This is a genomic window from Yersinia sp. FDAARGOS_228, assembly GCF_002073315.2.
Classification (GTDB): domain Bacteria; phylum Pseudomonadota; class Gammaproteobacteria; order Enterobacterales; family Enterobacteriaceae; genus Yersinia; species Yersinia intermedia.
Map to the genome: position 1 here is coordinate 3,869,676 of NZ_CP020409.2, position 23,187 is coordinate 3,892,862.

Genomic DNA, 23,187 nt, shown 5'->3' on the forward strand with positions numbered 1-23,187 from the left:
CAAGTCGTCGAGATTTGGTGCAAAAGCCGGGTAATCTACCCGGCTTTTTTGTCGCAATAAGCGGCGATTACAAGTGCACAGGCACCAGGATTTCAGTGGCAACAATCACCACTACCAACCCAACTAAAACCGGTACCGAGGTACGTTTTACCACTTCAAAAGGTGAAATTTTTGCCATCCCAGCGACTGCAACCACCACGCCAGAAACTGGTGATAAAGTACGCCCTAAATTTGAAGCCTGTAGCATCGGAATAACCAAATAGGCTGGATTTATCCCCATTTGAGCTGCAAGCTTTGGAATCAGTTCAACAAACGCATAGAACGGCGCATTGCCTGACCCAGTGGTCATGGCAGCCAGCATCGTAATCACCACCAGTACTAGCATCATAATAATGCCACCGGTGCCAAAAGATTGAGCTAATCCAATCAGGCCACTGATAAAACCAACGGTACTCAACCCTTGTGCGAATACCCCAGCGGCAACCAATAACATCACCACGGTAGCGAACGCATCAGCCATACCACGATAAGCCACTTCAAGGCCGGTAAATACCGTTTTAGCGCTGAAACTGCGTAAGAACTCAATGACAGCGGCAATCAGCATACAAATCACCAACACCGTAATGATATGCAGCTCCGGCCCCCATTTACCGTCAAATATCAACACACCGATAATCGGGGTAAAGGGTAAAATGGCATAAAAGCCCGGTGCATTGGTGGTGATGTCATTAACATCCATCATCTCATGCTTTTCCTGACTTTTATTATCCAGATAGCGCTGCCAGAAGAAATGAGCGATAGCCATGCAGACAATCGCAGCAATAGAAATAGGCAAAGTGGTTTTAAAAGCAAAATCCACCAGTGGCATCTCAGAGGCTTTCGCTGCCAGCACCACATCACCTGATGTTGGGGCTAGAATAATCGCCGCCGGTGATGCACAGATTGCGGCTGCGGCACCCCGACTGATACCAACGTTAACCATTACTGGGAACAGTGTCGCCATCAGTAACACGCCCAACCCGGTCGCTGATGATACCGCTAACGACATCAAGCAGGCCACCAGATAAGCCGCAACCATCAGTAAGTATGGTGAGTTGATCATTTGCAGTGGCTTGGATGCAATTTTTACCACTACATCATTGGCACCAATATGAGTCATATAAGCCGCAAAGCCACATAACATCATGATCATCATGCCAAGATCGCCACCACGGCTCATCAGCAAGATTTTGACATATTCAACAATGTCCGTCGCTCGCCAGCCCGTTGATGTTGCACTGGCAGGTAATACATTCTTGCCCATCAAGGCACTGATAATTAATAGCAGTAAGCCACCAACCATCAGCACACCCGTTGCTGAGTAGCCTTTAATGATATAACGGCCTACACCGACGGCTACGACTATCCCAATCAAAAGATCTAACATATACCCTCTCTGAGTCTTGCCTGTTGCTGTGTGTTGCTAAATATTGCTTCAGCATTATTATCGTTAAAATACATAATTGGCTCTGCACTCTGCCCAAAGTCCATCGGCGAGTTTATGACATCTATCAATGATTCGCAGAGATTTTAGAAACAAATAGTAGTTTGTGAGCAAGAGAGAGGATTTTATGTTTTGAATGGCGAGGTTGGCGAACAGTTACACAACAAATACATAACAATATGCCGCTATTGCCCCCGATAAACAGCCACGCCTATCGGAGGTAATAGGTCATTAAATTAAAGCTTATCGATAAGCTTTTTAAGATCTTTGCTGCCACGGCTTTGCTGATTCCGCTCAGCCCAATCATTAAGTGCTTTTTTAGCTCGCTGCTGTAATTCGTTTCGCAACAACTGCTCGACATCCAATTGATAACTGAGTTGAGTCCACGGACCATAAATACGCAGAGGGATATCGGTGCTTTGCAATATTTTGACCAGGCTATCTTGCCCGCTCCAGCCTTGCATCACTCGCACCGCCAGATCCATATCACATTGCTGTGCAGGTAAATTAAGTGACCCGTTACCTTTAATGGAAATCAATGCAGAATCAGCACTCAGATTGCTGACTTTCATCGCGCCTCTGTGCAAAGCCAGATTCGCCTGTAGTTGCTTAACCTCAGTATAACGCTCATAGCGATCCTGACCTTTGACATCACTGGAACTGCGAGTAACCGCCTGTTGAATAAGCTGCTGAATATTCAGCCCTTCCAGTCGTGCATTATTCATGCTGAGCTGCGCATCCCCCTGCCAGCGGTGGTTGAATGCATCAACCGTGATGCCATCCCCCGACAACTGCGCTTTCATGGAAAACTTGCCTGTCATCATCTGTGGCAAGCCAGCGGCCAATAAAACCGGTCCCAGTTGCATATGGTTTATCACTGGGTTAACGGCAGCCAGAACCTTTTTGCCCGTCACATCCAATGAACCTGGCAACGAAAAATCCCCCTCAACCGCACTACCGGTTAAACGGCTAATTTCTACCTTACCGCGCTGATTGGAGGCTTGAAGATTGAGCTGACTGACGTTAATCGCCCGATAGACCAGATTATTCGCCGTTAGTGATATTTGGGCCGTAAAGTCACGTAATGCCTGCAAGTCCTGCCCGACATCATCATCGGCCTGAATAGCGATCACCGGTGCGGTCACAGCAGACTGTCGGGGCGTTTCTTTACTGGCAACTGTACTTTTAGGTTCCCACCCAAAGATAGTGTCCAGATTAAGATTGTCAGCAGCCAAATTGATAACATAATCGGGTACCTCGCCCAAGGTGGCTCTGGCGGTCCCCGTCAACTGGTTGTTATTAGCAGAAAAACTCAGTTGGTTCAGCAATAGTTGCTGAATATCGTGTTGATAGCTTGCTTGTAATGTCCCCTCGCCGCTCACACCGCCAACCGGAATATCCGCGCCTTCCAATTTATAGCTGAATTGGCTGATATTGGCGCTGAACTGCTGCGGATAATGGCGCATGTCTGCATCGGCGACCATTGAGAAAGTGACATCACGTTGATTACGATTAACACGGCTGGAGAGAGAGATATGTACCTGGCGTTGGGCATCTTGTTGAAGTTCAAGATTGATATCACGAACATTAACTTGATCATTGTCCGTCCGCTGCCAAATCAACAGGCTATCGGCAACTTGTACTTTATTGATGTCGAGCTTCCAGGCGCGTTGCTCATTAAGCGGTGCATTACCGGATGGCGCAACAGGGGCATCAGGCTGTTGTTGCGCCTCACTCTCTAGCGTCAAGCGGATAACCGCCCCCTTCAGCATCACCTGTTTCACCTCGAGTTGATGCGATAACAGTGGCCAAAGTTTGACATCCAGTCGCATATTTTCCGCACTAATAACCGGTGCCGCTGCACCTGGGGCGGTCAGTGCGGTCCGGCCCGCAATAATGCTAAGCTGTGGCCAAACATGCCAGCGCAAATCCCCTTCCAGTTGCAACTGATAACCACTTTTTTTCTCTACCTGTTTGACCATGTAGGCACGAAAGTCATTAGGATTTACCAGCAATACTAATGCGCTCATCCCTGCAACTAGCACAACCAGCAGGATAATTAACGTCGTCAGTAATCGTCTCATGACATCCTCTTGTCTAATCAGGCTAAAAAGTCCAAACAGGCTAAACTCCCAGCGAGAAATGGCTAGTCTTTATCTATACGACTGGCTACAGCGCCTTGTTGACCACGATATTTTGCGTCCTGACGGCTATTATAAGGGCGAGCTGCCGGGCCGGAGAGTGGTTCAAAACTCAGCGCGCCAATTAACATCCCAGGGCGCAGCGCTAATGGCAACTTACCTGAATTATAGAACTCCAGCACAATCCTGCCTTGCCAACCGGGATCTATACGGTGTGCGGTAACATGCACCATTAATCCAAGGCGAGCTAATGAGGAGCGGCCATCAAGCCAGCCAACCAAGTCATCAGGGATTGTCACCGACTCTAGTGTCACGGCCAGCGCCAACTCCCCTGGATGCAGGAAAAATGCCTCCCCTTCCGGCAGATTGATCTCATCACTCATGACTCGTTCCAGCGCTTCGCTGACTTCATCCTTCGGACCGCTTAAGTCAATAAATGCCGCCGTGTGCCCCTTGAAGACACGGAATTGGTTGCCTAAGCGAACATCGACTGTGGCACCATTGATACGTTCTACCGGTGGGCGAGGATCAATGCCTAACTTACCGCTGTCCAGCCAGGCTTCTATGTCACGATCGCACAGTCTCATTGCTAAAATCTCCATCAAAATTCGCATGTTACAGCTTACCTACTACGCAAGCTGCCATATTAAGAAGCAAAGGTCCAGACGAACATTACTCAAAGAACTGACTGATTTTCGCTTTTAGAATATCGATCGCAATTCGGTTCTTACCACCGCGTGGAACGATAATGTCAGCATATTGCTTGGACGGTTCTATAAATTGCAGGAACATTGGGCGCACTGTCTTCTGGTATTGCGCCATTACCGAGTCCATTGAACGACCGCGTTCATTGACATCGCGCTTCATACGGCGCATCAGGCAGATATCCAACGGAGTATCAACAAAGATAGAAAAATTCATTTCCTGACGCAGGCGGAGATCCGTTAACAACAAGATCCCTTCCAAAATAATCACTTTTTTCGGTTCTAAATGGACGGTTTCTTTTTTACGGGTGTGCTCAGTGTAACTGTAAAGTGGCAATTCAACCGGCTTGCCTGCTTTCAACGATTGCAAATGCTCCAGCAATAAGTTGTGGTCCATGGCACTCGGGTGGTCATAGTTGGTTTTGACCCGATCTTCCATCGACAGATGACTCTGGTCTTTATAATAACCATCCTCAGGAATAACGCCGATATGTTGGTCACCTACCTGTTCGCGTAATTCGCGATACAGCGTGCTGGCGATAAGACTTTTCCCGGAGGCAGAAGCACCCGCTATCCCGATAATGACGCACTGGTGTGCTTTGTCAGTCATAAAATTAAAGACCTGATTACGAAGTGTGAGGGGAGACAAAGCACGTAACGTGCTTCGAGCGCGGCAATTATAAGGAGTTAGCGGGTTTGATGCCAGCACTATACCCTGCGTCTTTGACGCCGCAGGGGTGTTAGCGGCTCTCACGCACCCGAATCACTGACTTATGTCAGCTCATCGGGATTTATTCGTTTGCTGCCTACCTGCAACGCCAATGACTTTGGGTATGATTTTGTGTCTTTGACGCCGCAGGGTATAATTTTGCGTCTTTGACGCCGCAGGGGTGTTAGCGGCTGTTACACCGCGCGGAATGAGATTTCCGTTGGGATAGCTTCCCCTTGCCAGTACATTTCTGCCGCCACATTTGATGCCAGTTGGCGATAGATATCAGCAAATTCACTGTCAGGATGGCTAACAACCGTTGGTTCACCGCGATCAAGGTCTTCGCGTAAAGAAATATGCAATGGAATTTGGCCCAACAGTTTGCAATGGTACTTCTGCGCCAGTTTCTCCGCCCCGCCGGTGCCGAAAATAGGCTCCAGATGGCCGCAATTACTGCAAATATGCATGCTCATATTTTCAATAATACCCAACACCGGCACATGCACTTTTTCAAACATCACAATGCCTTTCATGGCATCGATTAAAGCGATGTCTTGTGGTGTTGTTACCACCAGCGCACCCGTCACCGGAATGTTTTGCGACAACGTCAACTGGATATCACCGGTACCCGGCGGCATATCAATCACCAGATAATCCAAATCTGGCCATAAGGTGTCTTGCAGCATCTGCATCAATGCTTTACTGGCCATCGGGCCGCGCCACACCATAGCGTTCTCATCAGTGACCAGATAACCAATCGAGTTAGTCGCCAGACCGTGAGCCATGATCGGTGCCATATGCTTACCGTCAGGGGACGTTGGCCGCTGATTCATGGTACCAAGCATATTGGGGATGGAAGGGCCATAAATATCGGCGTCCAGAATACCGACTTTGGCCCCCTCTTCCGCCAATGCCAGTGCCAGATTAACGGCGGTACTGGATTTCCCCACACCACCTTTACCCGAGCTGACGGCCACAATATTACGCACACCTTTGATACCCGGCTGATCATTGGCACGCTTGAGTGTGGTGATATTATGCGACAACTTCCAATCAATAGCTGTAGCACCAGTCACTGCCAGCAATTCCGCGCTGACCGACTCTTTCAATGCATCAAAACCATATTGCCAGGCAAACGGCATCACCAGCTCGATATGCAGCACATTGTCCAATAAGGCACAATGGTGGATAGCACGCAGAGTATGGAGATCCTTTTGCAAGGTTGGGTGAGTAAAGGCCGTAAGGACCTTCGAAATTTGTGATTGCAGCAGGTCAGGGGTGGTCTGCTCGGGGGATTTTGGGCTCATCCCGGCTCCTTGAATTTATCGTTATTAACCAAAGATAGTGTACCAGAACTCAGTTGCCCCTGTGTCACCAAAGTAAACCGATTATGACTTAAGGCAAAGTGCGGGTTGCCTTACCCTAGCGGCAAGCTTGCATATCGGTTAACATCAAAGACCCTTTAATCGACATAAAGAAAGCAATTTCCCACTATGGCTCAAGTCGCGAAAAAAATATTGGTGACGTCCGCGCTACCATACGCTAACGGTTCTATACATCTCGGCCACATGCTCGAGCACATCCAGGCAGATATCTGGGTCCGTTTCCAGCGAATGCGCGGCAACCAGGTTCATTTTATCTGTGCAGATGATGCCCACGGCACCCCGATCATGCTGAAAGCTCAGCAACTGGGTATCGAACCGGAGCAGATGATTGCCGAAATGAGCCAGGAACACCAACAGGATTTCGCCGGTTTCGCTATCAGTTATGATAACTATCACTCCACTCACAGTGATGAAAACCGTGAACTGTCGAGCCTGATATACAGCCGCTTGAAGGCGAACGGCTATATCAAGAATCGTACCATTTCTCAGCTCTATGACCCTGAGAAAGGCATGTTCCTGCCTGATCGTTTTGTCAAAGGCACCTGTCCGAAGTGTAAAGCGCCAGATCAATATGGCGATAACTGTGAAGTATGCGGCGCAACCTACAGCCCGACTGAACTTATCGATCCAAAGTCGGCGGTTTCCGGTGCGACGCCGGTGATGCGCGAATCTGAGCATTTCTTCTTCGACCTGCCAGCCTTCAGCGACATGTTGCAAGCCTGGACGCGTTCTGGTGCACTGCAAGAACAAGTCGCGAACAAAATGCAGGAATGGTTCGAGTCTGGCCTACAACAGTGGGATATCACCCGTGATGCGCCCTACTTCGGTTTTGAAGTGCCGGATGCGCCAGGTAAATATTTCTACGTCTGGCTGGATGCCCCAATCGGCTATATGGGGTCGTTTAAGAACCTGTGCGACAAGCGTGGTGATCTGGACTTTGATGAGTTCTGGCGTGAAGGTTCTGAAACCGATCTTTATCACTTTATTGGTAAAGACATTGTTTACTTCCATAGCCTGTTTTGGCCTGCCATGTTGGAAGGTAGCAATTTCCGCAAACCGACCAATATCTTTGTTCATGGTTATGTCACAGTAAACGGCGCGAAAATGTCGAAGTCACGCGGCACATTCATTAAAGCCAGCACCTATCTGCAACACTTTGATGCCGATTGCTTGCGTTATTACTACGCCGCGAAACTCTCTTCACGAATTGATGACATCGATTTAAATCTGGAAGACTTTGTCCAGCGTGTTAATACCGATATTGTCAACAAAGTGGTGAATTTGGCTTCGCGTAATGCAGGTTTTATCAATAAACGCTTTGGCGGTAAATTAGCCGATAAATTGGCCGATCCGGCGCTGTATAAAACCTTCACCGATGCTGCTGTCAGCATTGCAGATGCCTATAACAGCCGCGAATCAGGTAAAGCCATCCGTGAAATCATGGCACTGGCTGATCTTGCCAATCGTTATGTTGATGAACAAGCCCCGTGGGTGATAGCGAAAGAAGAAGGTCGCGATGCCGACCTACAAGCTGTTTGCTCCTTAGGTATCAATCTGTTCCGCGTGCTGATGACTTACCTGAAGCCGGTGTTGCCATCACTGACTGAACGTACTGAGGCTTTCCTCAATACCGAACTGACGTGGGATAGCATTCAACAACCGCTGTTAGGCCATCAGGTCAATACCTTTAAAGCTCTGTTCAACCGTATCGATTTAGATAAAGTTAACGAAATGGTTACTTCGTCTAAAGCGGATATGGCACCCACCGTGATAGCCACCGGGCCGTTAGCTGACTCTCCGATTCAGGAAACCATCAGTTTTGATGATTTTGCCAAAGTGGATATGCGTATTGCGCTGATTCAGCAGGCAGAATTTGTTGAAGGCTCTGATAAGTTATTGAAATTAACTCTGGATATCGGCGGCCAAACTCGCCAAGTCTTCTCTGGCATCCGTTCTGCGTACCCTGATCCGAAAGTATTGGAAGGCCGATTGACCATGATGGTGGCTAACCTGGCACCACGTAAAATGCGCTTCGGTCTTTCAGAAGGCATGGTGATGGCGGCAGGCCCTGGCGGTAAAGATATCTTCCTGCTCAGCCCAGACAGTGGTGCCCAACCTGGCATGCAAGTGAAGTGATTTGATGTATGACGCCGTTCCCTGACGAAAGTGGTTGTCAGGGAATAATTAAATTGTCAGGCAATAGCCAAAATGCCGGTCAGGGGAAACCCAGCCGGCATTTTTTATCACTCGATGTTGGTGACGGTTGACAACCGATCCCGTTGCCATGCCTCCAACCAAAATAACATATTAATAAATAAGCTTAATGAGAAAATAAGAAACAGAATACTGTCCAGCAAGGAAACCTTAATTAGCGCGTTAACAATAATATTCTTATGATGTTTCATCTCGACAAAACCTGATGCAAAAAACCAAAATATGCCAAGAGCGCCTAATAAATTTAGCATCACAACTGGCCAATGCCATTTGGCCAGTAAAAAGAAAATCCACGATAGTAGCATCAGTGAAATAATGGCATCATCCAGTTCAAATAACAGAAAGAAACTTATATACAATGTACTAAAGCAAACGATAGTGAGACCAAACGGATACTCTTCCGCCTTAGCAGCAGCAAATTGTTTTTTCCGTTCGCAAGCAGGTAGTTTCACATCATAAATATTGATAAATATCAGATATAGAAAAAATAAATCTGATAAAAATGAGGTAACTGGAGTATATAAAACCATTTCAATAATGGGGAAAATATGAAAAACCAACCAATAAGGCGTCAGATTTTGGTAGATTAACCGATTGAGACAAGGCAGCAATAAGACGACTGAGTAGACGGCGGGAAAAGCCTGAATCGACAAAGACAAGACTTCATCTGCTAAATCAGGAAATAGTATTAGTATTAAAAAAATGAGTACCATTAATGCTAATAAATAGCGAAAAAATAGAAATAAAAACTCACTGCGTGACAGATAAAAATAGATGTTTTTATAGGTAAAACAGCTAAAATTCAGTTGTGCGCCATCAGCACGTCCCTGCCTGAATTTATATAGACTGCTAACTTTTTCCATAGTGACTTTAATCCTTTAAATATCATTAACTTTAAAATTGCAAAACCCATCCTATATTATGGATATTGAGCCTCAATTATTGATTACTACGCATTTTCATTAGGGTATCAGTCCTGAGCAAACAACGAAATAAAAAATTAATCCTAATAAAAATAAGGGAATACTCACGATAAAAATAAGCCTTTGTAATAGAAAGGTTATTAACCCTATTGCCTCACACCATAATAATCCTTTAGTCCTATTTTGCTGCTTATTTAAGCCATCCAAACTAAAAGATATAACCCGATCCAAAAATTCATAACAAAGTTAATTCCTAATCAAAATAGTTATGGTTATGATGCTGTACAGCGACAAATAGACGTCTAGACACAAAGATAGCCATAACAACGAAGATAATACTCATTTTGCCTAACTTATCGACACCATGACGGAGTTTCGGATGAAAAAAATTGCTTTCCCTTTGCTGGCCTTGAGCCTGCTGACAGCGCTGCCGGTATTCGCAGCGGACACCGCCACGGTAGCCCCGATCCCGGATGCTATCGCCAAACATCCAGGGCAGATTAAAATTGCGGTGATCCGTAACCTGGGATCAGATGATAACACTACTCAGTTTTTGTCTGGTGTATTGAAAGAAGGCAAAAAGCTCGGTTTCAAAGTCGATACCTTCTTGAGCAACGGTGACGACGCCCGTTTTCAAGACTTTGTGAATCAGGCCATCAGCCAAAAATATGACGGAATCATTCTCTCTCAGGGGCGTGACCCGTATTCAACCGAACTGGTCAAACGAATTGCAGCCAGCGGCATTGCGGTATCGGTGTTCGATACCGCTATTCAGGGTGATATTCCCGGCCTGACCGTCACTCAACAGGATGATGCCTCCCTGACCAATGAATCCTTTGGTCAATTGGTTAAAGACTTCAACGGTAAAGCCAATATCATCAAGCTTTGGGTTGCCGGTTTCCCACCGATGGAGCGCCGCCAGGCCGCTTATCAGGCACTGTTAAAACAGAATCCGGGTATTCATGAACTGGAATCTATCGGGGCTGTGTCTTCTGATGTGCAGGGTGATACTGCCAATAAAGTCGGTGCCGTTTTGGCAAAATATCCGAAAGGCAAAATCGACGCAATCTGGGGAACATGGGATGCCTTTACTCAAGGCGCTTATAAAGCCTTACAGGAGAATGGCCGTACTGAGATCAAACTCTACAGCATTGATATATCGAATCAGGATTTACAACTGATGCGTGAAGCCAATAGCCCATGGAAAGTCAGTGTTGCCGTCGATCCTAAACTGATTGGGGCCATTAACTTGCGTTTAGTTGCCAAGAAGATTGCGGGGGAAGAGACACCAGCCAGCTATGAATTCCGGGCTGCGTCTATTCCACAAGCCTTGTTAGCCAGTCAACCCGGCCCGGTTAACGTGGCAGGGTTAAGTAAAATTATTCCGGGCTGGGGTCAATCCGATGATTTCAACTCACCATGGTTCGCCACCCTTGCCGCCAAAAACGGCCAGTAAATCTAACCGACTGGGAGTGAAATAAATGGCAACGCAAGCTTCCTTGCCACAACCAGAATACAGCCGCAATATGCGGCTGATTGGCCATAGCAATCAAGGCGGTAAACCGGACGGCGTACAGGTAATGGTGCACCGTGGCTATGCCTATGTCGGCCATATGGTATCGCAAGGGGTATCAATTATTGATGTGCGGGATGCAAAAAATCCGCGCCCGGCAGGTTTTATCGCCGCCCCCCCCAATACCTGGAACGTACACTTACAAGTCCATGATGACCTGCTGCTGGTGATTAACGCCCGCGACCTGTTTGCTGACGCCAGTTTTGCGCAAGAGAAAGTCTATTACACCCGCTCGGTGGCACAAACCGTCAGTACCCGGCAGGAAGGCCGCAGTTGGTGTGCCGGTTTACGTATTTTTGATATTTCGATACCGGATAAACCGCGTGAGATTAGCTTCCTGCCGCTTGATGGTATTGGTATTCATCGTATCTGGTATGTGGGCGGCCGCTGGGCTTATGTTTCTGCATTGCTGGATGGTTACAGTGATTATATTTTCCTGACCATTGATCTGGCTGACCCGCAAAAACCACAGGTGGCGGGGCGTTATGCTTTACCTGGTATGCACACTGCAGCGGGTGAGCAACCAAGCTGGCCAGAAGGCAAACGTTACGCATTGCATCATGCCATTATCAGCGGTGATACAGCCTATGGCAGTTGGCGCGATGGTGGCCTGACCCTGCTGGATGTCGCTGATCGGCATGAGCCGAAACTAATAAGTCATCGCAACTGGAGCCCTCCCTTTGGCGGCGGTACCCATACCGCACTCCCATTACCAGACCGCGACCTATTAGTGGTACTGGATGAGGCGGTACTGGATAATCAGGAAGATGGTGAAAAGCATATTTGGCTGTTCGATATTCGCGAGCCAAGCAATCCGGTGAGCATCTCAACTTTTCCGGTACCGGATGAGCGGGATTACGTCAAAAAAGGGGCACATTTTGGCCCGCATAACCTGCATGAGAACCGCCCAGGCAGCTTTATCAGTTCGTCACTGATTTTTGCCACCTATCAAAATGCCGGAGTGCGCGCTTACGACATCAGTAACCCATACCAACCGAAGGAAACGGGTGCATTGGTACCTGCGGCCCCGGAAAAAATGGTCGATAAACGGCCTGGTCGGCCAAAAGTTATTCAGTCATGTGATGTATTTGTTGATGCACAAGGGATTATCTATAGCACCGATTATAACGCTGGGCTGTCCATCATCGAATATTTAGGTTAATAATCCCCTTCGTCCTTGCCGTTACTGTTGCGTTAGCGGTATGCCCATGACGTTGGCGATATCAATTAATGGCAGATCGATTCAGGTCGATCTGCTGTTTGCAAAAAATTTTCCTCCCCCCCCCTCTCTTTATCGCCGCAATAGTCTAATGTAGTTGGCTGAGCCACTGTCGTAGCGCTGTGCGAGCCGTTCTTTTCATTAGACATAATCCGCATAGATACACCTTATTATCCAAATAATTAAAAAAGAAAACACCATGAAAGGATTTCCATCACGAGTCACCAATTTGCTGATTGCTTCGCTAGTCCTGACTATTGGGCGAGCCATCACCCTGCCTTTTATAACTATCTATTTGGCTGAGCATTTTCAGTTGGCTCCCGATAAAGTCGGGCTGGTGTTAGGGGCAAGTTTAACGTTAGGTATTTTTACTAGCTTATATGGCGGCTATCTGGTGGACAAATTCAATAAAAAGCGCTTGATTTTGCTCGCAATAAGTCTGTTTTCTGCCACGTTTTTCACTTTGCCATGGATTGAGCATCCGGCCTGGATCATTCTGATTTTGGCGCTGCTGCATTCGGCCTACTCGGTTTACAGTATCGCACTCAAAGCCTGCTTTGCTGATTGGCTGCCAGTGAATGAACGAATTAAAGCCTTTTCAGCTAACTACACGTTGGTCAATGTCGGCTGGGCGGTAGGTCCGGCGATGGGGGTTTTGGTGGTTGGTTTTGGCTCACAATTGCCTTTTATCATTTCTGGCGTATTGGCGTTGCTGGTAGCGGTTGCGTTGAAATTTAAAATAAGCAGTACCGATATGTCGGTAACAGAACGCTCAGCTAGCGAATCAGTACCGGATCTGCGCCAAACATTTACCATCTTACGTTGTGATAAGCGGCTGATTTACTTTACCCTCGGCAGCATGCTCAGTGCCATTGTCTTTGGCCAATTCTCGGGTTATTTATCCCAATACCTGATTACGGTGTCAGATGCGAAATTTGCCTATCAGGTGATCGGGGCGGTGATGACCGTTAATGCAACCATTGTGATTACCCTACAATACTTATTAAGTCGCCGTATGAATCAACAGAATTTAATGCGCTGGCTGATGTTTGGTACCCTGTTCTTCATCGTTGGCCTGCTCGGATTTATGGCGGCTCAAGATTCAATTCCGCTATGGATGCTGGCAATGGCGATTTTCTCATTGGGCGAAATTATTGTTATCCCAGTCGAATACTTGTTTATCGATTTTATTGCTCCGGCGAATCTCAAAGGCAGTTACTATGGAGTACAGAATCTCGGCCAGTTAGGTGGAGCCATTAACCCGATACTTTGTGGCTTCTTACTCGCCTGGGCCGCACCGCAGATGATGTTCTATATGCTGATTATCGCGGCTATTTTAGGGCTGGCATTTTTCTATCGCGGCTATCGGTTGGCTAAGACGCAGGCAGAAAACCCCCATCAGGTATCAGAACATACCCAATAGGTGCCAAGATGCAGTAAAGAGCCTACAAATAAGTTGTGTGTAGTAGCAATCACCACGCTCACAGCTTGATACATGATGAGTCTATTATTCATAGTGTGACAGCTAGCACATAATCAAACTTAATTGTATGATGAATGCATTCCGTAACTCAGGACCTTTTCTATGCGCAATGTGACTTCACTTTGCTGGCAGTACCTGCGGGCTTTCGCCATTATTTATCTGTGCTTATGGGCAGGTAAAGCTTTGGCCTTGTTGCTACCTATCACCATCCCCGGCAGTATCATTGGGATGCTGATTCTGTTTGCTCTGCTGGCGTCCCAGATCTTGCCCTCAACTTGGGTAAAACCCGGTTGCCATCTACTGATCCGCTATATGGCGCTGTTGTTTGTGCCAATCGGTGTCGGTGTGATGCAGTACTACGACCAACTCACTAAACAGTTCGGCCCCATCGTGGTTTCCTGCTTTGTCAGCACCCTAATTGTGATGTTGGTGGTGGCTTACAGTTCTCATTATGTTCACCGCGAACGCAAAGTCATTGGTTCTCCTACCCATACAGAGGACGACAAATGATCAGCAATTTATGGTGGTCACTGCCACTGACCTTAATCGTGTTCTTTGGTGCGCGCCGTTTAGCACGCTGGCTGAAAATGCCGCTGCTTAACCCATTATTGATATCCATGGTTGTTATCATTCCATTGCTGCTGGTCACACATATGCCCTATGCCAACTATTTTGCTGGCAGCAAAGTATTAAATGACTTACTGCAACCTGCGGTGGTGGCGCTGGCTTTCCCGTTGTATGAACAGTTGCACCAAATTCGCGCCCGCTGGAAATCCATTATCAGTATCTGTTTTATTGGCAGTATTACCGCCATGGTCAGCGGTACGGCTGTCGCCCTGTGGATGGGGGCAACTCCTGAGATTGCGGCTTCAGTATTACCTAAGTCTGTCACCACCCCCATTGCCATGGCCGTCGCTGAGTCTATCCATGGCTTACCCGCCATCAGCGCAGTATGCGTAATTTTTGTCGGTATTTTGGGCGCAGTGTTTGGGCATAGCTTACTGAATTTATTAAAGATAACGACTAAAGCCTCGCGGGGGTTAGCCATGGGTACCGCCTCACATGCGTTGGGCACCGCCCGTTGTGCTGAAATGGACTTTCAGGAAGGTGCATTTAGCTCGCTGGCACTGGTAATCTGCGGGATTATCACTTCATTGTTAGCTCCTTTCCTGTTCCCGGTGTTGCTCCATTTGTTCGGCTAACAATGTGGCTCCCTGACGCGCATTAGGGCCTACAGTTACAAGGTAAAATGCCGCCCGTTTTCAGGTTTAAATTTGAGATACATCTCTCATTTGGAGTTTTACTTGCATCAATTTCATTGGTAACGAGATCTAAATCACATCAAGAAGCCCCTAAGCTGCCTAAAATAGTTTCCCGTTACTATTGGAGAGACCCCTATGCAAGCACGTTTTCAAGCCCCTTGGGCTAAGCTGCCCGCTTCACTGCAATCTGCACTTGAACCTATTCTGAGCGCAAACGATTTCCCTGCCATGCTGACAGCGAAACAAGTGGAAACGGTAAAAAGCATCAGTGGGTTAGATGACAATGCGTTAGCATTCGCGTTGTTGCCGCTGGCCGCCGCGTGTGCGCTCGCGCCAATCTCTCATTTTATGGTTGGTGCTATCGCGCAGGGGAGCAGTGGCAATCTCTATTTTGGTGCCAATATGGAGTTTAGCGGCGTTCCGCTACAGCAAACCATTCATGCCGAGCAGTGTGCGGTGACTCATGCCTGGTTACGCGGCGAAGCCAGCCTGGTCGCAATTACCGTTAATTACACCCCTTGTGGTCATTGCCGCCAGTTTATGAATGAACTGAATAGCGGAACCGACCTACATATCCATTTACCGGGCCGCCCTGCCGCAACCCTCGGACATTATTTACCAGATTCTTTCGGCCCAAAAGACTTGGATATCACCACTCTGCTGATGGATCCGGTGTTTCATGGCTACACCGTGGCTGAAACCGATGCGCTAACTCAGGCAGCCCTTGAAGGCGCGAACCGGAGTCATGCCCCGTATAGCAACGCTCATAGCGGTATTGCATTGGAAGCGGCAGATGGCACTATCTATGTGGGCCGTTATGCAGAAAATGCCGCCTTCAACCCCAGCCTGCCCCCACTGCAAGCCGCATTGATCCTGACCAACATTACCGGTGGGGATTGCGCTGCAATTCGCCGTGCAGTATTGATTGAGGGCAGTAACCCGGCGCTGACTCAGTGGGATGCCACACTGGCAACACTGGCGGCCTTGGGTTGCGATGATGTAAAACACATGACGTTTTTGCCGAAATAATGCCCCACCAATCGGGGGTTACATTGCTAACCCCCGGTTATCATGCTAATCCCGCCTATTCCCTTAAATAGCGGTGAAACGCATTCCCGCGTGTGCGATCTGATCAATCATCTCGTATTCCATGCCATCAACCGGCCTGAGCGATGCCCATTATAGCACCGCAAGATCCCGCAACGAATGACACCCGGTTGCGCTAAACTGCTCAGCTAAATCTGCAAGATGCCTCGCATTTTTACCGATTACAGACATATTTAACTAACAAAAGCTGTACATATTTCTCTTATCTTTTAGGATCGGGGTAACAATTACTGTCTATACCCATAGTCATTTAAGAGTAAAACTCATGGAACTTGAATACGAAAGTAAGCGCACCCTCTATATCCCCTACGCTGGCCCGATTCTGTTGGAATTCCCTCTTCTCAACAAAGGCAGCGCTTTTACTAATGATGAGCGCAACCACTTTAACTTACACGGTTTGTTGCCTGAAGCGGTTGAAACTATTGAAGAACAGGCTGAGCGCGCTTACCGCCAGTATCAAGATTTCAAAAACGACGACGATAAGCACATCTATCTGCGTAACATTCAAGATACCAATGAGACTCTGTTTTATCGCCTGCTGGATGCCCATCTCAGCGAGATGATGCCGATTATCTACACGCCAACAGTTGGCGAGGCTTGTGAACACTTCTCTGATATCTATCGCCGTGCGCGCGGGTTATTTATCTCTTACCCGAACCGCGCACACATTGACGATATGTTACAAAATGCCACCAAACAGAACGTGAAAGTTATCGTGGTAACTGACGGTGAGCGCATTCTCGGCCTTGGTGATCAGGGCATTGGCGGCATGGGCATCCCCATTGGTAAATTATCGCTGTATACCGCATGTGGCGGTATCAGCCCAGCCTATACATTGCCAGTTGTGTTAGATGTGGGGACCAACAACCCGCAACGCTTGAATGACCCACTGTATATGGGATGGCGTCACCCGCGTATTTCCGGTGATGAATATTATGCTTTTGTTGACGAATTCATTCAGGCGGTCAAACGTCGCTGGCCAAATGTGTTGTTGCAGTTTGAAGATTTTGCGCAGAACAATGCTACCCCGCTGCTGAACCGCTACCGTGACGAACTGTGTTGTTTCAATGATGATATTCAGGGTACCGCAGCGGTCACTCTGGGCAGTCTGATTGCCGCCAGCCGTGCCGCAGGCAGCCAGTTACGCGACCAAACCGTTACTTTCCTCGGTGCCGGATCAGCAGGTTGCGGTATTGCTGAACAGATCATTGCGCAGATGATTTCAGAAGGTCTGAGTGAAGATCAGGCCCGGGCGCGAGTCTTTATGGTTGACCGTTTTGGTCTGTTGACTGACAAGCTACCTAACTTATTAGATTTCCAAAGTAAACTGGTGCAAAAAAGTGATTCGCTACAAAGCTGGAATCTGGCCAGCGACTCCATTTCACTGCTGGATGTGGTGCGCAACGCCAAGCCGACGGTGCTGATTGGTGTATCAGGTCAGCCAGGGTTATTTACTGAAGAGCTGATCCGTGAGATGCACCAACACTGCCCACGGCCTATTGTGATGCCATTGTCTAACCCAACATCGCGGGTTGAAGCACGGCCAGAAGACATTATTAACTGGACCGATGGTGCCGCACTGGTCGCCACAGGTAGCCCATTCTCACCGGTTAGTTATAAAGAAAAGCTGTATCCAATTGCACAATGCAATAACTCTTATATCTTCCCAGGGATTGGCTTGGGTGTGCTGGCATCGGGTGCACGGCGGGTGACCGACGGTATGTTGATGGCTGCCAGCCGTGCATTGGCTGAGTGTTCACCACTAGCGTTGAATGGTGAAGGAGCATTACTGCCGCGTATCGACGATATTCAGGCGGTGTCAAAAAGCATTGCAATGCAGGTGGGTAAAGCGGCGCAGTTGCAAGGTGTCGCCATTGTGACCTCAGAAGAAGCACTGAAAAAAGCCATTGAGCATAACTATTGGCAACCGCAGTACCGCACTTATAAGCGCACATCGTTCTAAATAGTAACCGGCTCATGTTTTGCGTGCGCCGGTTATCCACCAGCAAACACATACTCGATATTCGTCCCGATGAGCTACTCAGGTCAGTGATTCGGGTTAGAGCGCGTAGCCAACAACGCTGTAGCTTCAAGGACGAAGATAATACCCAAAGGCATTGGAGTTACAGCCAGGCGGCAAGCCAACAACGCTGTAGCTTCAAGGACGAAGGGGATATGTATTGCGCAACATGGGCAGGTACAGTAGCCTTACAATATGACCAGTGGATTGAATGCATCAAAGGCCTAAGAATGTGGAAACGCCTGATTATTAGCTTAATTATCATCGCAGGGTTGCTGATGGTGACAGCTATTGTGCTCGATCGCTGGATTAGCTGGAAAACGGCCCCCTTTATCTACGATGAGCTACAAGACTTGCCCCACCGGCAGGTTGGTGTGGTCTTGGGTACTGCCAAGTATTACCGTACTGGCGGTATAAATCAGTTTTATCAATACCGGATTCAAGGGGCGATAAACGCCTATAACAGCGGTAAAGTCAGTTATTTATTGCTTAGTGGTGATAATGCACTGCAAAGTTATAACGAGCCGATGACCATGCGCCGCGACCTGATCGCCGCCGGTGTCGCCCCCGCTGATATCGTGCTGGATTACGCAGGTTTCCGTACATTGGACTCCATCGTGCGCACCCGTAAGGTATTTGATACTAACGATTTTATTATCATTACCCAACGTTTCCATTGCGAACGAGCACTGTTTATCGCCCTCCATATGGGCATTCAGGCGCAGTGTTTTGCTGTGCCGTCACCGAAGGATATGCTCAATGTGCGAGTGCGTGAGATTTTTGCCCGTCTCGGCGCATTGTCGGATCTCTATATTCTGAAACGTGAACCACGCTTCCTTGGGCCATTAATTCCCATTCCGGCGGTACATGTGATCCCCGATGACGCACAAGGTTATCCGGCCGTTTCACCAGAACAATTGGTTGAGCTGGAACACCGGCTGGCAGAAGAAAAACCGAAAAATCCAGCACCAGCACCAGCACCAGCACCATGATGTTGAATTAACTTTTGATATTGGATTGGATTTTGACGTTAAGCGCAATCAGGAATATTACCGACAAAGATTGCAGGCCGAATGAGCCACATGGGCGCATTAGCCTGCAAACTGCCGGAGAGCACCGCAAACAGCAGTAATATTTCGCGTGAGCCGTGAAGCTCTGGCAACCGAAAGTAATCCGCTCCTGCTTTTAATAATATACCAGCCCGGTTACCCCCTTTGCCCCAAAAACGCCCCGACATCACTCTCAACCTCCCCCATCTGCTGTAACAACTGCAATGTTTCCAACGCTTCCTCTTCATCCAGCCGGCTCATGGCAAACCCAACATGCACCAACACCCAATGGCCGATTAATGCCAGGCAGGCCTGTGAGTCGCCAGCCACCAGCATGATATTCACCGAACGCCGCACACCGCACACATCCACCCAGGCTGTACCAGGCTGAGTTTCATCCAATGCGACAATTTGACCGGGGATGCCTATACACATAGCCTGACCTCTGCGCCATTCAATCGCACAATTTCAGTTAAAAAAAGTAAATTCATTCCACCTCCAACCGCTTAAGTATGACGCCATCATCAGATGAACCGATGCGCAAATGGCTCCCGGCACACAACGGGCAACGAGTCACTTTGCTACTCAGCAAATTAATCTGCTGCTGGCAATCAAAGCACCACACCTGTGATGGCTGCTGGCTAAGATGCAGCACACAACCTTCCGCCAGCGTGCCTCGGCATACCAACTCAAAACAGAATTCTAATGCCTGCGGTTCGACGCAGGAAAATGCGCCCGTTTCCAGCCACACCCCGGTAATTCGCTGCGCGCCATGTAAACGGGCCTGCTGTTCCATCATGGCAATAGCATTCTGGCACAAGGTTATTTCATGCATGACCGTGCTGCTCCTGTGGCGTATCCATGACAATAGCAATGCAAAGAAGATGCCAGCCACGCGCTGGTTTCCACCAAAGCAACACCAAACCTAACTAACTAATAAATGACACTATTATTTAGATGTAGCCGCAACCAGAGGGTTAAAGTCAGCAATCACTGTCGAAGTGTCACTGATGAGCGGCGGTTTCGTCACTAATGTCGACACTTAACCACCGCAATTACGCCATTTTCACCGCCGTATAAATCTCCGCGCTTTACTGACCTCGCCCCAATGCACAGCAGGCGTGCCTTCACCGCTCTTTTGCAGCTGCAGCAGGCGTACTGGCACAGAATATGCTTTGCAGCTTAGAAATGATTGCTATCAGCCTGACTGTCACCAGATTTTTGTCCCGGAGGGTATGGCTATGAACCGCTTTGTCATTGCGGAGTCGAGGCTTTGTATTGGATGCAATACCTGCATGGCTGCTTGCAGCCAGGTGCATAAAGCCAAGGGTTTACAAGAGCACCCCAGATTGACCGTGATGCGTAATGCCACGGTCACCGCACCGATCCTCTGTCGCCACTGTGAGGATGCATGGTGCGCGCGAGTTTGTCCGGTCAATGCCATCACGTTGACCAATAACGCCGTTGAGTTGGATGAAACCACCTGCATCGGCTGCAAGCTCTGTGGTATCGCCTGCCCGTTTGGCGCAATTACGCCCGCTGGCAGTAAGCCATTAGCCGTGCCGGAGAGCTTTCCTGAATATATTCCGATGACCGAGCTGTCTGATGTGCCATTCAGCCCGGCCAATATGAACCCGTTCCTGGCCTGGACCGCCGGTGTTCGTGCCATTGCGGTGAAGTGTGACTTATGTAGCTTCCAACCACAGGGACCGGAATGTGTACGGGTCTGCCCCACTAACGCGCTGATGTTGGTGGATGAACACAGCATCGAGCAAGCCAATCAGGCTAAACGGCTCGCTGCGGCCCGTGGGTTTGCCAACGACCTGCCCTTTATCACCGGGGACAGTTCGCCCACCCTCTCTCACGAGGAGCAGAAAAGATGATGAACTCTCTGGAGCTACTGTGGCTCTCCTTACTGCTCTATCTGGCTGGTGCGCTACTTTCGCTACTTTTGGCCCGTCGCGAAACGCTGGCGATTTATGCCGCTGGGCTGGCTTCCTTGCTGGGTGGGGTCGCTGGCTTGTTTGCCGCCGCGCCAACCTTACTGGGGGGCGATATCATTACCTTTATCACCGCCGGGCCATTCCCCTTCGCGGCATTCAGCCTGCGCCTTGATCCATTGGCGGCCTTTATGCTGATGGTCATTTCACTGCTGGTGGTCGTCACTTCGCTGTATTCACTGGCCTATGTGCAGGAATACAAAGGGCGTGGAGCGTGGGGAATGGGGGTATTTATGAACCTATTCATCGCCTCGATGGTGGCACTGGTGGTAGTGGATAACGCCTTCTACTTTATTATTTTCTTTGAAATGATGTCACTGGCTTCCTACTTCCTGGTGATTTCCGATCAAGACGACGATGCTATTAGCGCGGGCCTGCTCTACTTCCTGATTGCCCACGCCGGTTCCGTGTTAATCATGATTGCCTTCTTCTTATTGTACCGCCAAAGCGGCAGTCTGGAATTTGCCGCCTTCCGGCAGGTGCATCCAGAACCGGTAATAGCTTCCGCTATCTTCCTGCTGGCTTTCTTCGGTTTTGGTGCCAAAGCCGGGATGCTACCGTTACATGGCTGGCTCCCGCGCGCCCACCCCGCAGCCCCATCTCATGCTTCGGCCTTGATGTCCGGCGTGATGGTAAAAATTGGTATCTTCGGCATCATCAAGGTAGGTATCGACTTACTCGGTGCCAGCCAAATGTGGTGGGGAGTGGTGGTGCTGGCCTTTGGTGCAGTGTCGTCGGTACTGGGAGTGCTGTATGCATTAGCCGAGCACGATATCAAACGGTTGCTGGCTTATCACACGGTTGAAAACATCGGCATTATTCTGATGGGCGTTGGGGTCGGCATGATAGGTATCGCGGGCCACCAGCCGGTATTGGCCGCCCTTGGCCTATTGGGTGCACTCTACCATCTGCTTAACCATGCGGTCTTCAAAGGACTATTGTTCCTTGGCGCTGGCGCTGTCATCTACCGGGTGCACACCAAAGATATGGAAAAGATGGGTGGGCTGGCAAGGATGATGCCGTATACCGCACTGGCGTTTCTGGTGGGATGTATGGCAATTTCAGCACTGCCACCCTTCAATGGTTTTGTCAGTGAATGGTTCACCTATCAATCGCTATTTACCATGACCAAAGATGGCGGATTTATTATTCGTCTGGCCGGACCGATTGCCATTGTCATGTTGGCGATTACCGGCGCGCTGGCGGCCATGTGCTTCGTTAAAGTCTACGGCATTAGCTTCTGCGGCCTGCCGCGCACAGAAAAAGCCGCACAGGCGCGGGAAGTCCCGTGGCCAATGACGGCAGCCATGCTGTTGCTAGCCCTGCTGTGCCTGGCATTGGGGATTGGTGCCACCCAGGTAGCACCGGTGATTGCCCGCATTGCCAGCAGCCTGATAGCGGCCCCTGAGGCGCAGACTTTACAGGTTGCACAAGGGGCGGTGTTGTTCCCACAACACAGTTCTCAAGCGATGCTGTCTACCCTCTACATCTTCTTCGGCTTATTAATCCTGCCACTGGTGATTTTACTGATAGCCAGCCTCTACAAAGGCAGCCGTCTGGCATTCCGCCATGGCGGTGACCCATGGGCCTGTGGTTATGCCTACGAACAAGCAATGACTGTCTCCGCCGGTGGTTTTACTCAACCCTTGCGGATGATGTTTGCCCCACTCTATCGAATGCGTAAAACACTCGATCCCGCACCGATGATGCAACGTGCTCTTGAGCACTCGGTCAATGGTGCCGGACGGGTAGAGCCGCTATGGGACGACAAAATTGTGGCCCCGCTTATTCGCCTGATCCAATGGCTCAGCCAGCGTATTCAATGGCTGCAACAGGGTGATTTCCGCCTCTACTGTCTGTATGTGGTCGCCGCACTGGTTACCCTGCTGATAATCGCGGCTATTTAAGGAGACGA

At 48.9% G+C, this 23,187-nt stretch carries 19 protein-coding genes; 11 read left to right on the forward strand and 8 right to left on the reverse strand.

Annotated features, from left to right (window positions below):
* Positions 1-67: 67 nt before the first annotated feature.
* From dcuC to apbC, 5 genes are all read right to left on the reverse strand, one after another.
* On the reverse strand, positions 68-1,426 hold the full coding sequence (dcuC, locus tag A6J67_RS17980) for an anaerobic C4-dicarboxylate transporter DcuC (RefSeq protein WP_005187706.1): 1,359 nt from the start codon (positions 1,424-1,426) through the stop codon (positions 68-70).
* A 293-nt stretch (positions 1,427-1,719) separates the two neighbouring features.
* Positions 1,720-3,567 (reverse strand): outer membrane assembly protein AsmA, encoded by a 1,848-nt coding sequence (gene asmA / locus A6J67_RS17985; RefSeq protein WP_050297518.1) that lies wholly within the window; start codon positions 3,565-3,567, stop codon positions 1,720-1,722.
* A 62-nt stretch (positions 3,568-3,629) separates the two neighbouring features.
* Complete coding sequence (gene dcd / locus A6J67_RS17990; protein ID WP_050297519.1) at positions 3,630-4,211, reverse strand: dCTP deaminase; 582 nt, start codon at positions 4,209-4,211, stop codon at positions 3,630-3,632.
* Between the two features lie 85 nt (positions 4,212-4,296).
* The gene (gene udk, locus A6J67_RS17995) at positions 4,297-4,938 is read right to left on the reverse strand and encodes a uridine kinase (RefSeq protein WP_005187697.1); all 642 of its coding nucleotides are present in this window, start codon (positions 4,936-4,938) and stop codon (positions 4,297-4,299) included.
* A gap of 293 nt (positions 4,939-5,231) precedes the next feature.
* The gene (gene apbC / locus A6J67_RS18000) at positions 5,232-6,344 is read right to left on the reverse strand and encodes an iron-sulfur cluster carrier protein ApbC (RefSeq protein ID WP_005187694.1); all 1,113 of its coding nucleotides are present in this window, start codon (positions 6,342-6,344) and stop codon (positions 5,232-5,234) included.
* Between the two features lie 186 nt (positions 6,345-6,530).
* On the opposite strand from apbC, the gene metG reads away from it, so the two are divergent.
* Entirely contained in the window at positions 6,531-8,558 is a 2,028-nt protein-coding gene (metG, locus tag A6J67_RS18005; protein WP_042569460.1) for a methionine--tRNA ligase, read from the forward strand.
* 107 nt (positions 8,559-8,665) lie between these two features.
* Here metG and A6J67_RS18010 read toward each other — a convergent pair whose 3' ends face one another.
* A complete protein-coding gene (locus A6J67_RS18010; RefSeq protein ID WP_072088652.1) occupies positions 8,666-9,499 on the reverse strand; it encodes a hypothetical protein in 834 nt (277 codons plus the stop codon).
* A gap of 439 nt (positions 9,500-9,938) precedes the next feature.
* On the opposite strand from A6J67_RS18010, the gene A6J67_RS18015 reads away from it, so the two are divergent.
* The 8 genes from A6J67_RS18015 to sanA all read left to right on the forward strand — a co-directional run bounded on the left by A6J67_RS18015 (position 9,939) and on the right by sanA (position 19,215).
* On the forward strand, positions 9,939-11,015 hold the full coding sequence (locus A6J67_RS18015) for a sugar ABC transporter substrate-binding protein (RefSeq protein WP_032906847.1): 1,077 nt from the start codon (positions 9,939-9,941) through the stop codon (positions 11,013-11,015).
* A 25-nt stretch (positions 11,016-11,040) separates the two neighbouring features.
* Entirely contained in the window at positions 11,041-12,294 is a 1,254-nt protein-coding gene (locus A6J67_RS18020) for an LVIVD repeat-containing protein (RefSeq protein WP_005187678.1), read from the forward strand.
* Positions 12,295-12,550: 256 nt separating this feature from the next.
* On the forward strand, positions 12,551-13,774 hold the full coding sequence (locus A6J67_RS18025) for an MFS transporter (RefSeq protein ID WP_005187675.1): 1,224 nt from the start codon (positions 12,551-12,553) through the stop codon (positions 13,772-13,774).
* Between the two features lie 162 nt (positions 13,775-13,936).
* A complete protein-coding gene (locus tag A6J67_RS18030) occupies positions 13,937-14,344 on the forward strand; it encodes a CidA/LrgA family protein (protein ID WP_005187673.1) in 408 nt (135 codons plus the stop codon).
* Positions 14,341-15,036 (forward strand): CidB/LrgB family autolysis modulator, encoded by a 696-nt coding sequence (locus A6J67_RS18035; protein WP_032906846.1) that lies wholly within the window; start codon positions 14,341-14,343, stop codon positions 15,034-15,036. Before A6J67_RS18030 ends, A6J67_RS18035 begins: the two co-directional genes overlap by 4 nt.
* Positions 15,037-15,231: 195 nt before the next feature.
* Positions 15,232-16,125 carry a cytidine deaminase gene (cdd, locus tag A6J67_RS18040; RefSeq protein WP_005187666.1) on the forward strand — a complete coding sequence of 298 codons (894 nt, stop codon included), beginning with the start codon at positions 15,232-15,234 and terminating at the stop codon, positions 16,123-16,125.
* Positions 16,126-16,468: 343 nt separating this feature from the next.
* Positions 16,469-18,166, forward strand: coding sequence for an NAD-dependent malic enzyme (locus tag A6J67_RS18045; protein WP_050297520.1), 1,698 nt, complete (start codon positions 16,469-16,471; stop codon positions 18,164-18,166).
* 287 nt (positions 18,167-18,453) lie between these two features.
* Complete coding sequence (gene sanA, locus A6J67_RS18050) at positions 18,454-19,215, forward strand: outer membrane permeability protein SanA (protein WP_005187660.1); 762 nt, start codon at positions 18,454-18,456, stop codon at positions 19,213-19,215.
* A 213-nt stretch (positions 19,216-19,428) separates the two neighbouring features.
* Here sanA and A6J67_RS18060 read toward each other — a convergent pair whose 3' ends face one another.
* The gene (locus tag A6J67_RS18060) at positions 19,429-19,707 is read right to left on the reverse strand and encodes a HypC/HybG/HupF family hydrogenase formation chaperone (RefSeq protein ID WP_005187654.1); all 279 of its coding nucleotides are present in this window, start codon (positions 19,705-19,707) and stop codon (positions 19,429-19,431) included.
* Positions 19,708-19,759: 52 nt separating this feature from the next.
* Positions 19,760-20,107, reverse strand: a complete 348-nt coding sequence (gene hypA / locus A6J67_RS18065; RefSeq protein WP_050297521.1) for a hydrogenase maturation nickel metallochaperone HypA — start codon at positions 20,105-20,107, stop codon at positions 19,760-19,762.
* 406 nt (positions 20,108-20,513) lie between these two features.
* Here hypA and A6J67_RS18070 point away from each other — a divergent pair, with 406 nt between their 5' ends.
* Entirely contained in the window at positions 20,514-21,155 is a 642-nt protein-coding gene (locus A6J67_RS18070; RefSeq protein ID WP_032906844.1) for a 4Fe-4S dicluster domain-containing protein, read from the forward strand.
* On the forward strand, positions 21,152-23,179 hold the full coding sequence (gene hyfB / locus A6J67_RS18075) for a hydrogenase 4 subunit B (protein WP_080608309.1): 2,028 nt from the start codon (positions 21,152-21,154) through the stop codon (positions 23,177-23,179). Before A6J67_RS18070 ends, hyfB begins: the two co-directional genes overlap by 4 nt.
* The last annotated feature ends 8 nt before the right edge of the window (positions 23,180-23,187 follow it).